This window comes from Streptomyces sp. NPDC059957, from assembly GCF_042730015.1.
Taxonomy (GTDB): Bacteria; Actinomycetota; Actinomycetes; order Streptomycetales; family Streptomycetaceae; genus Streptomyces.
The window spans coordinates 90,093-104,137 of sequence record NZ_JBHWMB010000026.1; the positions used below are offsets into that span (position 1 = coordinate 90,093).

A 14,045-nucleotide genomic window follows, 5' to 3' on the forward strand; every position below is an offset into this window, starting at 1 on the left:
GGGCACCTTAGGGGGAATCCCGGATCCGTTCACCGCACTTGACCCATCGGATGCCAAAAACGCGGCCCTGAAAGGCATCCGACCGTCCGGAACGTGGGACGCCGGGCCCGTTCTCGCCATTGCCGCCCCACCCGGGCCCGCGCCCCTCTACGGTGCCCTGGGGGACGGCACAGGCACGGGCAGGAGCGCACGCCCGGGAACGTAAGCGGGCGCGAGCGCGGGACCGGAGGGGCGGAGCGGGATGAGCGACGAAGAAGACACGCGGCTGGCGAGGATGACCCCCGAGATCTCCCGCCGCACCCTGACCCTGCTCCGCGGTCTGGCCGGGCTCGAGCCCCCGGAACAAGTGCCCGAGAAGGCGATGAACGCCGCCGACGAGATCCTCGCGGAGTACGGAACCGACGGGCTCCGCGTGCTGGTGATGACCCTGGCGGCCTGGGCTACGGCCCAGATCGAGAACGTCTCCGAACTGAGCGGACGCAGCCACGAGGCCGTCCTCGACGCCATGGAGCTGGCCTGCCTGGAGGCCGGCGCCGAGGAGTAGCCGGGCCGCGCTTCCGGCCAGCACTTCCGGCCCGCATTTCCGGCCTGCGGGGTTTGCGCGGCCGAAAATCGGACAATTCTCCGGAGACGGACGCCCCGGTTTCGGCCCGGCGTCAGCGACACTGGGGGAGCGGGGGGTCCCGATCGGAGGCCGTCGTGAGCACACCTTCCCCCATCCGGATCGCTGCCGTCCTGTCGACCGAACACCGTGGGCGGCTGATGTCGCACGCCCACGAGGTCAATTTCCGCGAGGGCGCGCGGATCTTCGACGAGGGCTCCCGGGCGGACTCCTTCTGGATCGTGCGCTCCGGCACGGTGACCCTGGAGATTCCGGTTCCGGGCCGCCGGCCCACACCCATCGAAAGCCTGGGCCCCGGAGAACTGGTCGGCTGGTCGTGGCTGTTCCCGCCGTACGTGTGGCAGCTGGGCGCCGAGGCCATGACCCCGGTCCGCGCGTACGAATTCGACGCCACGACCGTACGGATGCTCATGGACGCCGATCCGGCCTTCGGGTCCGCCCTCGGCCACTGGGTCGGGCGGGTGCTCGCGCTGCGGCTGCAGCAGACCCGGACCCGCCTCATGGACCTGTACGCCCCCCGCCTCGCCGCGAGCTGATCCGGGCGGGTTCGGGCCGATTCCGCCGACCGCTCCCCCACAGGTCAGCCACCTCGCGGCTGCTGCGGTCTGCGGTCATGTGTGCGCGCTGCGTGACGAGAAGTAGAGGTGCGAACGGGCGTTCCGGTTCCGCATGGGCAAGACTCGCGTCTGTTATCCGACGCAACGACGCGAGGAGTGTTCGACATGCGATCCGTCACCAGGACCCTGGGACTGTCGTCCGCCGCCATGGGGCTCACCGCCCTCACCGCCCTGACGGGCTCGGGCATCGCCGGAGCCGCACCCGCCGGCGGTGAAAGCCTCTACGCCCCGTCCGCGCTCGTGCTGAGCGTCACCGACGGCGAGGACGCGGCCGGCGGTACGGTGCTGCGCGCGGTCACGCTGGTCTGCGCGCCCCGGCCCGGCGGAACCCACCCGGACCCGGACGCGGCGTGCGCCGAATTACAGGCTCACGCCCCCGAGCTGGACGCACTCGCCGAGCCGCGCCCCGACGCGGCGTGTACCCGGGAGTGGAACCCGCTGACCGTCACCGCCGAAGGCGTGTGGCAGGGCCGCCGGATGAGCTACTCCTACACGTACGCGAACCCGTGCGCCCTGTGGAACAGCACCGGCACGGTCTTCACCATCTGAGACCCGGCTGCGCGGATCAGCCCAGCTCCAGGCTCGTGACCCCGTACATCCCGGCCAGGTCGAGGTTCGGTTCCTGGCCGGTGTACATCCGGGCGGTCTCGAAGGCCGGGGTCAGGCCCAGTCCGCCCAGCAGGGCGGCGGCCCGCGGATGGGCGTCCGGTACGTCCACGGCGACCTTGCCGTCGGGGGTCCGCTCCGCGAGCCGGAGCAGCAGGGCGGCGGCGACGGCCGGGTCGGCGGCGTAGAGCGGGCCGATCCGCGAGGCGCCGCTGCTCGGCCGGACGACGCCGAGCCCCTCGACCCGGCCGTCCCGGACCGCCGCGAGGGCGGTACGGCCGGGCAGGCCGACCCAGGCGGCGAGGAAGGCGTCGCGCGGCGCGGGGAAGAACTTCCGGTCGTAGGAGGCTAGTTGCCCGAAGGGCAGGGTGGTCGCGTCCACGATCCGCACCCCGGCCGCCGCCTCCTGCGGGGGTTCCCCGGCCGTCCGCGGCACCCCCTCGTGGCGGACGTTGTTCCAGGCCGACCGGAAGCCGGACTTGCGGTAGTTGTGCTGCTGCTCGACCACCCCGTCCAGCCCGACGAGCCGCCCGTGGAGCCGCTCCATGCCGGCCTTCCAGAGCTTGATCCCGTAGCCCTGACCCCGGACCTCGGGGCGGGCGATGTAGAAGCCGATGAAACCGAAGCCGTCGCCGTACCGGACGGCCGAGATGCAGGCGACGGGTTCCCCGCGGAGCCGCCCGACGAGGAATCCGCCCGGATCTGCGACGGTGAACGCGAACCGGTCGGAGTCCCCGGGGTTCCAGCCCTCCTCGTCGGCCCAGTCGCGGAGCAGCGCCATGTCGGCTGCGCTCGCGCCGTTGATCTCGAATCCAGTCGATCCCGTCATGTCCGATGTTGTACCAGATCCGCCCCCGAGGCCCGTGCGCCCCGGCGCGAGGCCTCAACCAACCGTCAGGAGGCGGACGAACGCCTCGCGATCGACCTCCCGGTGCAGATCGCTCACCTGCCCGTCGCCCACCTCCACGACCCGCCAGGCACCATCCGCGCGCAGCGCGAGGTCCGTGGTGACGAAGGCGCAGCCGAGCTCCGCGACGGCGGCCCGCACCGGTCCGAGGTCCGGCGCCGCGGCCTCGGCGTACGGACTGTCGGGGTGGGCGGTGACCAGCCTGGGTTCGGCGTCCCGCCACCAGACCCGTACCTCGGTGGCCACGCCCTCGGCCGCCGTGAACTGTTCGAAGGCGCGCAGCACCACCCCGCCGGCCAGGTCCTCGCCCTGGAGTTCCACGAAGCGGTTCACCACGCGGTGGACGGCGGCCCGGTCCGCGAGGTCGGGGAGGTGGCAGGCCTCGGCCCACTGGTGCTTACGGGATTTCACGTAGTCCTTGACGATGCCGGCGCGGGAGGGGAGGCCCGCGGCGGCGTCCGCCAGCCGGTCCGGCTCCGGGGTCTGCCCCGGGAGTGTCGCCAGCCACCGGCTGGGCGGGGTCAGTCCGGCGAACGCCTCGTACCAGCCCGGTAGTTCATGGGCGCGCCGGTACGCGTCCGGGGTGACGCGGAGTGCGCATCCGCGCTCGCGCAGGGCCGCGTCGAGGTCGGCGTACCGGGCCGCCGGGATCATCCAGCCCCGGTACCAGAGCTCCCCCGCCCCGGAGGGCACCCGGGCCACGGCCCGGCCGGCGTCCCCGGCGAGCAGCGCGTCGTGGTCGATGAGCCCGATGTCGCCTCCTGCGGCGCGCACCGCACGCGCCTCCTCGGCGAAGTGGGCGTCGGGCCGGCGCTCGTTCAGCGGATCGGAGCAGTACAGGACGGTGGTCGACATGCCGCCACCCTACGGATGTCCGCGCGCAGACGGGCCCCGGATGCACCGGCCGTCCCCCGCAGTGATGTGATCAGCACGGGAACCGGAATGCCGGAATGCCGGAACAGCGGAGTGCCGGAAGCGGAACCGGCCGGGGAGCGGGAGGGTGTTCGTGCTCGGGATGGGTGAGCTGGTCGCGGGCTGGCGGGAGGCCGGCGTGGGCGAGGGCATGGCGTTGATGGTGCACGCCTCGCTGTCCGCGCTCGGGCGCGTGGACGGTGGCGCCGCGACGGTGGTGGCGAGCCTGCGCGAGGCGGTGGGGCCGACCGGGACGGTAGCCGTCCCGGCGTTCACCTGGGAGGTGGCCGACCCCGACCCGGAGCACGTGGGCGTGCCCGACGCCGTGGTGGCGGCACGGCGGGCCGCGGTGCCGCTGTTCCACCCGGGGCTGCCGGTCACGCGTGCGCTGGGCGCCGTACCGGAGGCCTTGCGATCCCTGCCCGACAGCCTGCGCAGCGGACATCCGCAGGCGTCGGTGGCGGCGGTGGGCGCCCGCGCGGCAGAGGTCACGGCGGGGCAGTCGCTGGGCTTCGCACTGGGCCGCACCTCGCCGTTCGGCCGGCTGCACCACCTGGGCGCGCACATCCTGCTGATCGGGGTGGGCCACAACCGGAACTCGTTCCTGCACTACGTCGAGTCCCTCGTGCCCCGCCCCCGGCTGCGGGTGCGGCGCTTCCCGATGGAGGTGGCCGGTGAGCGCGTCTGGGTGGAGACCCCGGACGTGGGCAACGACAACGACACCCACTTCCCGGTCGTGGGCCCCGACTTCGAACGCCACGCGGGCATCCACCCGTCACGGGTCGGCGGCGCGGTGTGCCGTCTCCTCCCGGTACCGGCCCTGGTCGACTTCGCGGTCCCCCGGCTCCAGGAACTGCTGGACGCCGACTCGGGGTCCGCACGCTAGCCGAAACCCCGTGGAGAACGCCGTCCGGGCTGCCTAGAGTCGGCGCATGGGAAAGCCGCTCGTCGCAGTGTTCAGTGGGGCCGGGATGTCCACCGATTCGGGGATTCCCGACTACCGGGGGCCGCAGGGGCTGTGGCGCCGGGAGGCCGACGCCGAGAAGCTCGTGACCTACGAGTACTACATGGCCGACCCGGAGATCCGGCGCCGGTCCTGGCTGATGCGCGCCGAGATCGGGGCCCTGGAGCCCCGGCCGAACGCCGCGCACCTCGCCGTCGCCGAGCTGGAGCGCGCCGGGATCCCGCTGCGGGTGATCACTCAGAACGTGGACGGTCTACACCAGCTCGCCGGGACCTCCGCGCGCAAGGTGTTCGAACTGCACGGCACGGCACGGGCCGTGGTGTGCACGGCGTGTCATGCCCGTACCGGGATGGACGAGGCGCTGGCCCGGGTCGCCGCGGGGGAACCGGATCCGGCCTGTCTCGGGTGCGGCGGGATCCTGAAAGCGGCGACCGTGATGTTCGGGGAGCGGCTGGATCCCGAGGTGCTCGCGCGGGCCGTCGCGGTCGCCAAGGGCTGCCATGTCTTCGTGGCCGTGGGCTCGACGCTCCAGGTGCAGCCCGCGGCCTCGCTGGCCGGGATGGCCGCGGAGGCCGGGGCCCGCCTGATCGTCGTGAACGCGCAGGAGACCCCGTACGATTCCCTCGCCGACGAGGTGATCCGCGAGCCCATCGGGACGGCGCTGCCGGCCCTGCTGACGCGGATCGCCGCGGACGGAGCGTTCCTCCCGTAGGCCGGGCCGAGCGGCGTCGGCCCCCGCCGGCCCGTTTCAGCCCGCGTCGGCCGCCCGCCGCATCTCCGCCACGTCGAGCTTCGTCATCACGGCCGTCGCCCTGCCGGCCCGCCCCGGGTCGGGGTCGGAGATCAGCTCGATGGCCCCGGCCGGGATTCCCTGCCGGGGCCATCCGACCTTGTCCTTGATCCAGTAATCGGCGGCGGCCTCCGCCGCGCGGCTACATCTCGAGCATGCGATCGACGACCCGCCGGGCCGCCCGACCGTCGTCCAGGTCGCAGAACTCCTCCCGGAACGCCGCCCGCGCCCGCGCGTACTCCGCGCCCACCGCGTCCGCGTTCCGCACGGCCTCGATCAGGCTCGCCGAGTCCCTGAGCAGCGGGCCCGGGGCCTTCTCCTCCAGGGCGAAGGTGAAGCCTCGCAGCGTGTCCCGGTAGTGCTCCAGGTCGTACGCGAAGAGCAGGACCGGCCGGCCGGTGTGCATGAAGTCGAAGATCGCGGAGGAGTAGTCCGAGATCAGCACGTCGGCGACGAGCAGCAGGTCAGTGGGGTCCGGCCAGCGCGACACGTCGACGACGAACCCGTCGCGGACGCCGTCGCGCACCTGCTCGGTGACCTTGTGGTGGCCGCGGATCAGCAGGACGTGGTCCTCGCCGAGCTCGCGGCGGGCCGCTTCCAGGTCGATCCGCAGGTCGAGCCTGTAGCCGGAGCTGAGCGTCCAGCCCAGGCGGTTCTCCCGCCACGTGGGCATGTACAGGACGACCTTCTTGCCCTCCGGCAGGCCCAGCCTCCGGCGGACATCGGCTATGCGCTCCGCATCGGGCCGCACCAGCGCGTCCGTGCGCGGGCTGCCTGACTCGATCACCTCGCCGTCGTAGCCGAGGGCCCGCTTCAGGACCGGCGTGGCGTACGAGCCCGGGGAGGCGAGGAGCGACCACTGGGCGCTGTCGTGCGCCAGCGCGTCCAGCACCTCGGGGCTGGTGTAGTAGTCGTGCACGAAGTCGTGGCCGATCTGCTTCAGCGGCGTACCGTGCCACGTCTGCACGACGGTCTGGCCGGGGCGGCGGCGGAAGGCCCGCGGCACGCTGTCGTTGACCACGTAGTACCGGGCCCGCGCCAGCAGGTCCCAGGATTCGAGGCTGTCGTACGGGACCGCGCGGGCGGTCTCCGGGACCTCGGCCCGGCCGTCGCGCACCAGCCAGACGTGTTCCAGGTCCTCGCCGCGCCGCAGCAGTTCCTCGTGGATGGCGCGGGGCGAGTCGCCGGCGCCGTACCCCTGGAAGGCGTCGTAGACCACGATGTCCTTGACCGGGAGGGCCCTCTGCGCCGGGTACGTCACGTCGCGCGCGATCCGCTGCGCGTAGCGCGAGCGGTCGTGCGGGCCGGCCATCGGGTCCGCGACCAGCACGACGCGGTCGTGGAGGCGGCATTCGACGCGCATCAGGCGGCCCACGGCCGTGACGGCGTGGGGACCCGAGTGCAGCGCTGTCGGAGCGAACTGCAGCGGGGCGCCCCTGTCCACGCCCACCAGGCCCGCGGTGGCCCCGCCCCGGGAGGCCGGACGCAGCGTTGGCCACCAGCGGCCCTGCGGCAGCGGGGTGCGGCCGGCGCGGCTCTCGGGGAGCACCGGCTCGAAGGAGGCGGTGAAGGTGTCGCCGTCACGGGTGACGGGGTAGCTGAACTCCAGGCCGGAGGAGTTGTGCAGGACCAGTTCGTAGGGCTCGTCCAGGGGTGCGGCGAACCGGCCCCGGAGTGTCAGGGAGCCGTCCTCGGCTTCGACGGTGTCGATCAGCGGCGGGGAGAACTGCACCGAGAGGGCGAGGTGTCCGGCGGTGTCGCGCTTGGCGAACAGGGACCGGCCGGGCTCGTCTCCGGGCAGCGCGACGACCAGTCCGGCGAACCCGGCGCGCTCGTCGTGCGCCAGCCGGTGCTCGGTGCCGTCGGCGCCGGTCACGGACAGCTTCCACGGCTTCGGCGTCCACTCGCCGAGGGCGCCCGGAACCCCCGGGACGGCGGCCAGATCGGCCAGCGGCAGGCGGACGGTGAAGGGGATCCGGCCGCCCGTGAGGGCGGGGGCGGTCTCCAGCGGGAAGCTGAGCACGGTTCCGGAGGAGGCGTACTGTGCGCGCAGGGCGGCGCCGGCCCCGACCTCGGCGGCGAGTTCGCCCGACACCTCGACGGCTCCGTCGCCGGCCGGGCGGACGTCGAGGGCGCGGGCGCGGACGATCTCGACCCGGACGCTGAAGGAACCGGTGGTGCTCGGGACGATCCGCACGTCCGGGGCGACCCAGTGCGCGGGCGGGTTCTGCCCACTGTCGTGCTCGCCGCCCTTGAGCCGGTCGCGGTACAGGCCCCCGGCTCCGGTGACGAAGACGGAGGTGCCCCATACGCCTTCGCGCCACGTGCCGCCCGTCCGGAAGGCGGTGGGATCGATGACGGCGGTGAAGCCGGCCCAGTCGGCGTGGCGCAGGGCGAGGTGCGCGGAGTTCACCGTGGCCGTCGGCGAGGCGACCGTACGGGTGGTGACGACGGTCCGGCGGCCCTTGCCCTTCTCGCGCAGGACCAGCATCTTGCGCGAGCCGAGGCGGCTCTCGGCGCCCAGGTGTCCGGGCAGGGCGTAGCCGCGCAGCAGCAGTTTGCCGTCGGCCCAGCGGGCCTCCTCCACGCGGCTGACGACGCGGCGTTCGTGCGGGCCGAGGGTGAGGACCTCGGCGGGGACCGGCGCCTTGAGGAACGGGTAGGCGGCCTTCGGGCGGGTCAGTCCCCTGACCGGCACGCTGAAGGTGAAGTCGCGCTGGTGGTGGAGGAGGGCGACGAACTCCTCGATCCGGCCCTCCCCGGCGAGGTAGGCCTTGAGCCGGTCCGCGACCGCCAGGTCGGGCCACGGCCCGGTGCCGATCTCCCGGACGAGGCCGCCGGCCTCCTCGGCGAAGGCGGCACGGAAGTCGGCGCCCGCCTCGGCGACGTGCTTGTAGATGAGCGGGAGTTCCTCGATCAGCACGTTGCGGTCGTAGTCGCGCAGGTAGCGGGCGTAGTCGGCACCCTGCTTGCTCTGGAGGGCCTCGCGGACCAGGCGGACGGAGGCGACCCGGTCGATGACCGAGACCGGGTCGGTGGAGCGCTGGGTGATGGAGCGTTCGCCGGTCTCCCGGACTCGCCAGTGGTAGACGCACGCGGCGATGACGTCGACGCTCTTGGCGAAGTAGTGCGCCGGAATGGAGACGGGGGCGTCCTCGTAGAGGATGCCTTCCGGGTACTGGAAGGCGTGCTCGTCCCAGAAGCTGCGCCGGTAGACCTTGTTCCACGCGGTGCGGTCGGTGACCAGCGCCGGGAACTTGGAGATGTGGGTCTTCAGCCGGGTCGTGCGGAAGGCGGCGCGGTGGCCCCAGGACTGCTGCATGCCGACGGAGCGGAAGCGCTTGACGTTGCCGGCCGCGAAGTCGGAGCCGGTCTCGTCGAGGGCGTCGATCAGGCGCTGGTAGGCGTCCGGCGGCATGGTGTCGTCGCTGTCGACGAAGGCCAGGTACTCGGTACCCGGACTGATCGCGCGGGCGCCCGCGTTGCGGGCCGCGCCGAGTCCCGCGTTCTTCTGGAGGACCAGCCGGAAGCGGGCGTCACGGTCGGCGAATGCCTGGGCGATCGCCGCGCTGCCGTCGGTGGATCCGTCGTCGACGAGAACCACTTCGAAGTCACCGAATGTCTGTGCTGCTATGGATTCCAGACACTCGTCGAGATACAGCTCGACGTTGTAGACGGGTACGACGATACTCAGGCGCGAAGGCATGGGGGACGAATTCTCCAGCTTGATGACATGAGCGACGATCAGCCGATTGCTGCACCTTACTCCGTAACGAACCGGTGAAAATCGGTTCTCTCGGGCATATGCAATAGGCCGCCGGGGCGGGCGGCAATGAATTCAGCCGCCCGCCACCTCGCCGTCACCGGATCAGACTTCCAGCTCCGCCTCGATCTTCTTCAGCTGGTGGCGGGCCATGGCGAGGTTGGCCCGCGTCTTGTCCAGCGCGAGGTAGAGGAAGAGCCCCGCGGAGCCCCGGCCCTTGAGGAGCCGGATCAGGTGGTACTGGCTTCCGAGGGTGATGAGGATGTCCTCGATCTCGTCCTTCAGGCCGAGCATCTCCATCGTGCGGAGTTTGGCCCGCACCACGTCGGTATTGCCCGCGGCGGCGACCGTGAGGTCAAGATCCTTTCCACCGCCGATGGTGCCGAGAGCCATACCGCTGCCGCAGTCGACCAGGGCGACGCCGAGCACGCCCTCGATACTGGTGGTGGCTTCCTTGAGCGATGTTTCCACGTTGGCCATGACAATTCCTCTTTCTCTTCGGTTTCCTGGGCGCTCTTCTGTTTCCCGGGCGCTTTCGGTCAGTGCAGTTCGTTCGGTCGATCGGTCGGTCGGTCGGTACGGATGTACGTGGTCGAGGGGAGTTCGAGGGGATCAGGAGTCCTGGCCGGTGCCCGGAGCCGCACCCGTGGGCGTGCCCGGGGACGGGCCGCGCCGGCCGAGGCTGTGGTCGATCAGCTCCGCTATGCGCAGGCTGGAGCGGCGGGCCTCCAGGTGGAGCCGGCCGACGTTGACGCGCGGCTCCGCGATCAGGGTCAGTACGGCCGCGTCGCCCGCCGCGTAGGTGGCGACGTAGCCGTCCTCTCCGCGCACGAGCAGCTCGCGGAACCCGCCCTGCCCCGTGCAGTCGCTGAGCCGCTGGGCCACTCCGAGGGCCGCGGCGGTCAGGGCGGCCACGGATTCCGCCTCGGTGGCGGCGCTGTCGTGGGCCAGGACCAGGCCGTCGACGCTCGCGGCGAGCGCCCCGCCCAGCTGCGGAACGCGGGCCCGCAGCCGTCGGAGCTCCGCGAGTATCTCGGCCTCGGCTTCGGCGGGCACCGTACTCATGTCGGACCTTCTCCTTTCGGACTGCCGCCGCTCGGAACGGTCGCCGCGCTGGGCGGCTCGCAGCGGGAGCCTCACAGGCTTGCCTCCAGTGCGTCGCGTAACCGGCGCAGCAACGCCACGTCCGGGGACTGCGCCTGCGTCATCCAGTCGGGCAGCGGCGTCTCCGCGGCGGCGGCGGGTGCCGGCGCGTGCGGGGTCTCGACCAGCCCGGCCGCCGCGAGGCGTCGTACGTCGAGCAGGGTGTGGAAGGCCGGCCGGCCCAGCACCCAGGCGAGGTCCGCCGGTGTCCGCACCCCGTCGGCCCGGTCCAGCAGGATCCGCTGGCGTGCCGTGATGGTCTGGCCGGGGGCGGCGGGGCGGGGCACCACCGGGGAGGTGTCCAGCAGCGGATAGGGCCAGACCGCGTCGAGCAGTTCCCGGCGGCGGCAGGTCTCCCGCTCGACGGCGGCGGCCGGAACGGAGCGGACGGAGCCGATCCAGTGGGTGGCCCCGCGCCGGAAGCGGGAGGGCCCGCTGCCCGGGGACAGCGCGAAGAAGGCGGCGTCGAAGATCGCGGCGAGGTGGCATATCTCCAGTTCGCCGCCTGCGAGCCCGCCGCTGTCGACGAGGAAGCGGGCGACCTGGCGGCGGGCTCCGGCCTGGTTCACGGCGTCGGTCCAGCGCTCGGGTGTGAGGCCCCCGCCGGTGGTGAGCAGGACGTCGAGTCCGGGCGTCGCCGGGCTCTCCGCGTGCACCACGCGGCCGTCCTCCAGGAAGAGGGTGCCGCGCTCGCGGAACAGGGCGCCGGTCGCCCGTTCGGCGGCGAGCCGGGTGAGCAGCGGGGAGACGGCGGCAACAGCGGTGGCGGTCACTTCAGCACCAGCTCCTCGGCCAGGGCCCGGAGTCTGTGCCGGGCGAGGGCGAGGTTGCCGTCGGTCCGGTCGAGCCACAGGTGCAGGAAAACGCTGCTGTCGAAGCTGGTCTCGACGAAGCGGAGCACGTGGTACCCGGTCCGGGTGGTGACGATCAGGTCCTCCACGGGCGGCCCGGCGGCGTCCTGCGCCCCGTCACCGCCCGGGGCGAAGGACTCGTATTCGGCGGCCGCCCGGGCCAGTTCGGCGGTCTCGGCCGCGGTGGTCTCGTGGTCCCCCACCGGTGATTCCCCGGCGGTGCCGAGGGCCAGTCCGCTGCTCCAGTCGACCAGCGCGGCCCCCCTGGCACCTGGCAGGGCCATGGCTTCGAGCAGGCATTCGTCGATCCCGGGCACGCGGGCTCCCCTCCCGGCCGGACCGTGCGTGGTGCACGGTCGTACGGCGCGACAGAAGGGAACTTACTCAACTTCCACACTGCGGAAGGGCGTTCTGGCATTTTCCGCTGGAACATGCGCGATGGCACGTGACAGCTTGGCCGGAACCCCACCCCTTTTGATCATTACTGCGACGACACCCCCAGAGCGGCACGCCTCCACACACCATTTCACCCGACCGGGGGCCCCGTACGCTGCCAGAACGACCTGGAAAGAACCCTCTGGTGGTGCTTCGAGCGTTCCTTGCGCAGGGCCTCGGTGAAGCTCCGGCCCCCGCGCCCGGTGGCTGCCTGCACCAGCGCCGCGGCGTCACGCAGGAGCCCGGCCGCCTCCAGTGCCAGCACCAGCCCCACCTGGTCCGGCACGGATCTGGACTGCGCGGCCTCTTCCACGAGGTGGACGCCGATCGAGGGGCGCTCCGGGCCGGCGGCGCTGCCGAGGCGTGCCAGCTGCCGCAGGAGGAGCACGATCTCCTCCACGTCCCGGTGCACCAGGACCTGCAGCAGCGAGGCCAGCTCCCCCTTCAGCCCCGCGGCTCCGAGGCCGAGCAGGAGCGGTGCCATCGCCGCGGGCGGGCCGCTCCGTGCCTCCCCGACGAGAAAGACGCTCCCCGCGAACGCGGACCGGGCCTGGTGCAGGTGGATCAGGAACCAGGCGACGTGCCCGGTGGGCCGCCCGCGCACGATGCTGGTGAAGACGGTACGGGCGTACTCGGTCAGCCCGTTCGCCTCCAGGCCGGCGGCCACCGCGGCGGCTTCCTTCGGCCCGGCGGTCCGCGCGGCGCTCTCCAGCAGGGCTTTCGCACCGGGGGAGGTGCGGTCGAGGCCGTCCAGGAGCTGTGGCAACTCGCCGGAGGCGACGCTCCGCAAGGCCGTGATCAGCGCTTCCGAGGCCTGCTGGTGGCGGCCCATGGCGTGCATGTCCGTGATCAGCAGGCAGGTGTCGGCCGTCGGCCGGGAGAAGATGGCCTGGTTGACGACGGCGGTCGCGACGTGGTGCTTGTTCATGGCCTGCAGGGCGCAGACGAGGGCGAGCAGGTGCTCGACGGTCTGGCCCTGTGTCGTGCGGAAGACGTCCTCCGCATCCTGGCGCAGGCCCGCCCGGGAAAGGGCCTCGGCGAGCGCCGCCACGTCATAGGCGGAGCGCCGCGTCGCCGCCGCGGTGAGCAACGCGCTCTTGACCGGATGCATGCCCGCCTCCGTGAGGGCGCAGCTCAGGTCCACGATGTCGTAGACGGTGCGTTCGACGGCGACCGCATCGACGGCGGCGGCGATCGACGCGTCCAGCCCGGTGCCGACCAGCCACGTGAGCAGCGGAACCACGTCCGGCACCGGCCGGGTCGCACAGGCGGCTCCGAGCAGGGTCGCCGCCTGCTCCAGCAGGCCGCCGGCGTGCAGGCCACGGACCAGTACGGCCACATCGCGCGGGGTGTGTAGCTGGACCGAGGCGCGCAGCAACTGGACCAAGTGCTCTTCCAGGCCCGCGTGGTGCAGGTTCACCATCAGCGCGCAGGTGTCCTCCACCGAGCGCGTCATGACCAGCGCGGGCAGAGCGGCCTCGGCGTGCGCGTGGAGGCCCGCGTTCTGGAGGCCCGCCAGCAGAACGGCGACCTCCTGGACCTCGCGGGACCGGCTGACCGAGGAGACGAGTTCGCTGGCCATGGCCCGCTGGGTGCGCGACTCCAGATCGGCGACGACGGTGATCAGCTCCGCCACGGAGGCGCTGCGGTCGGTCTCCTCCAGCACGGCCATCAGCGAGACGCGGCCGGCCGGCCCGGTCTCCGGGTCCTGCGCCTGCTCCAGCTGGATCTCCAGGTGGTGGCACTGGTCCTCGGCCGCGATCAGCTCCGCCCGGGCCACGGCCAGGGCTTCGCGGAGGTAGACCACCTGGAGCCCGAGGTCACGGCACTCGTTCTCCAGCTCGTCGAACTCGCCCTGCCACAGTTCCAGGTCGTTGCGGTGGGCGAGCCGCTGTTCCTCGAGGTCCACGGCGAGTTGCCGACAGCGTCCGTGGGCCTCGGCCAACCGCTGGGTGCGGTCCATCAGGGCCTCTTCCAGGGCGCGCTGACGGGTCCGTATGCGGCGGGTCTCCTCGTCGGCCTCTGCCAGGCGATCCTGCAGCGTCTGCTTCTCCCTGTTGCGATGGGAGGCGACGACCTCGCGGTGCCGAGTGCGCAGGGCGCCTTCGGCTTCGAAGGTGAGGGGCGCGTCGGCCTCGCGCAGGTCGGCGAGGACCCCGGCGACGAAGTCCCAGGGGGGAACCCGCTCCCCGTTGAGGTAGCGGGTCACCGTACTGGGGTCCATGTGCCGGCGTGCGGCGTAGCGGCGCACGCTGACGCCCAGAGCCTGGAACATGCCGCGGATGTCCTCGACGAAGGCCCGCTTCTCCGGTGGAAGGCCCTCCTTCAACGGGGATAAGCGAGCCGGTTGTGCTGTGCGCTCCATGTCCAACAACCCCGTCACAGACGCTGCCTCATCCGATCTGTCCCGATCGAACGTCCAGTATCCCTGCCCT

Annotated in this window: 13 protein-coding genes; 5 read left to right on the top strand and 8 right to left on the bottom strand. The window is 72.4% G+C overall.

What is annotated here, in order from left to right:
* Nucleotides 1-241 precede the first annotated feature (241 nt).
* From ACFWBW_RS19370 to ACFWBW_RS19380, 3 genes are all read left to right on the top strand, one after another.
* Entirely contained in the window at nt 242-544 is a 303-nt protein-coding gene (locus tag ACFWBW_RS19370; protein ID WP_385373974.1) for a hypothetical protein, read from the top strand.
* Nucleotides 545-699: 155 nt separating this feature from the next.
* A complete protein-coding gene (locus ACFWBW_RS19375) occupies nt 700-1,158 on the top strand; it encodes a Crp/Fnr family transcriptional regulator (RefSeq protein ID WP_385373976.1) in 459 nt (152 codons plus the stop codon).
* 186 nt (nt 1,159-1,344) lie between these two features.
* Nucleotides 1,345-1,788, top strand: coding sequence for a subtilase-type protease inhibitor (locus ACFWBW_RS19380; RefSeq protein ID WP_385373978.1), 444 nt, complete (start codon nt 1,345-1,347; stop codon nt 1,786-1,788).
* Nucleotides 1,789-1,804: 16 nt separating this feature from the next.
* Here the strand turns inward: ACFWBW_RS19380 and ACFWBW_RS19385 are convergent, their stop codons facing one another.
* A complete protein-coding gene (locus ACFWBW_RS19385; protein WP_385373980.1) occupies nt 1,805-2,674 on the bottom strand; it encodes a GNAT family N-acetyltransferase in 870 nt (289 codons plus the stop codon).
* A 54-nt stretch (nt 2,675-2,728) separates the two neighbouring features.
* The gene (locus ACFWBW_RS19390) at nt 2,729-3,607 is read right to left on the bottom strand and encodes an ATP-grasp domain-containing protein (RefSeq protein ID WP_385373982.1); all 879 of its coding nucleotides are present in this window, start codon (nt 3,605-3,607) and stop codon (nt 2,729-2,731) included.
* A 145-nt stretch (nt 3,608-3,752) separates the two neighbouring features.
* On the opposite strand from ACFWBW_RS19390, the gene ACFWBW_RS19395 reads away from it, so the two are divergent.
* Both ACFWBW_RS19395 and ACFWBW_RS19400 read left to right on the top strand, forming a co-directional pair.
* Entirely contained in the window at nt 3,753-4,550 is a 798-nt protein-coding gene (locus ACFWBW_RS19395; protein WP_385373984.1) for an aminoglycoside N(3)-acetyltransferase, read from the top strand.
* Between the two features lie 46 nt (nt 4,551-4,596).
* Nucleotides 4,597-5,340 (top strand): NAD-dependent deacetylase, encoded by a 744-nt coding sequence (locus ACFWBW_RS19400; protein WP_385373986.1) that lies wholly within the window; start codon nt 4,597-4,599, stop codon nt 5,338-5,340.
* 220 nt (nt 5,341-5,560) lie between these two features.
* On the opposite strand, the gene ACFWBW_RS19405 is transcribed toward ACFWBW_RS19400, so the two are convergent.
* The 6 genes from ACFWBW_RS19405 to ACFWBW_RS19430 all read right to left on the bottom strand — a co-directional run bounded on the left by ACFWBW_RS19405 (nt 5,561) and on the right by ACFWBW_RS19430 (nt 13,939).
* Entirely contained in the window at nt 5,561-9,124 is a 3,564-nt protein-coding gene (locus ACFWBW_RS19405; RefSeq protein ID WP_385373988.1) for a CDP-glycerol glycerophosphotransferase family protein, read from the bottom strand.
* A 162-nt stretch (nt 9,125-9,286) separates the two neighbouring features.
* Nucleotides 9,287-9,661 carry a hypothetical protein gene (locus ACFWBW_RS19410; RefSeq protein ID WP_383946723.1) on the bottom strand — a complete coding sequence of 125 codons (375 nt, stop codon included), beginning with the start codon at nt 9,659-9,661 and terminating at the stop codon, nt 9,287-9,289.
* Between the two features lie 132 nt (nt 9,662-9,793).
* On the bottom strand, nt 9,794-10,246 hold the full coding sequence (locus tag ACFWBW_RS19415; RefSeq protein WP_385373990.1) for a roadblock/LC7 domain-containing protein: 453 nt from the start codon (nt 10,244-10,246) through the stop codon (nt 9,794-9,796).
* Nucleotides 10,247-10,317: 71 nt separating this feature from the next.
* A complete protein-coding gene (locus tag ACFWBW_RS19420) occupies nt 10,318-11,097 on the bottom strand; it encodes a transcriptional regulator (RefSeq protein WP_385373992.1) in 780 nt (259 codons plus the stop codon).
* Nucleotides 11,094-11,492, bottom strand: coding sequence for a hypothetical protein (locus tag ACFWBW_RS19425; protein WP_385373994.1), 399 nt, complete (start codon nt 11,490-11,492; stop codon nt 11,094-11,096). The genes ACFWBW_RS19420 and ACFWBW_RS19425 overlap by 4 nt, the downstream gene beginning before the upstream one ends.
* A gap of 209 nt (nt 11,493-11,701) precedes the next feature.
* Nucleotides 11,702-13,939, bottom strand: a complete 2,238-nt coding sequence (locus ACFWBW_RS19430; protein ID WP_385373996.1) for a hypothetical protein — start codon at nt 13,937-13,939, stop codon at nt 11,702-11,704.
* Nucleotides 13,940-14,045: the final 106 nt, after the last annotated feature.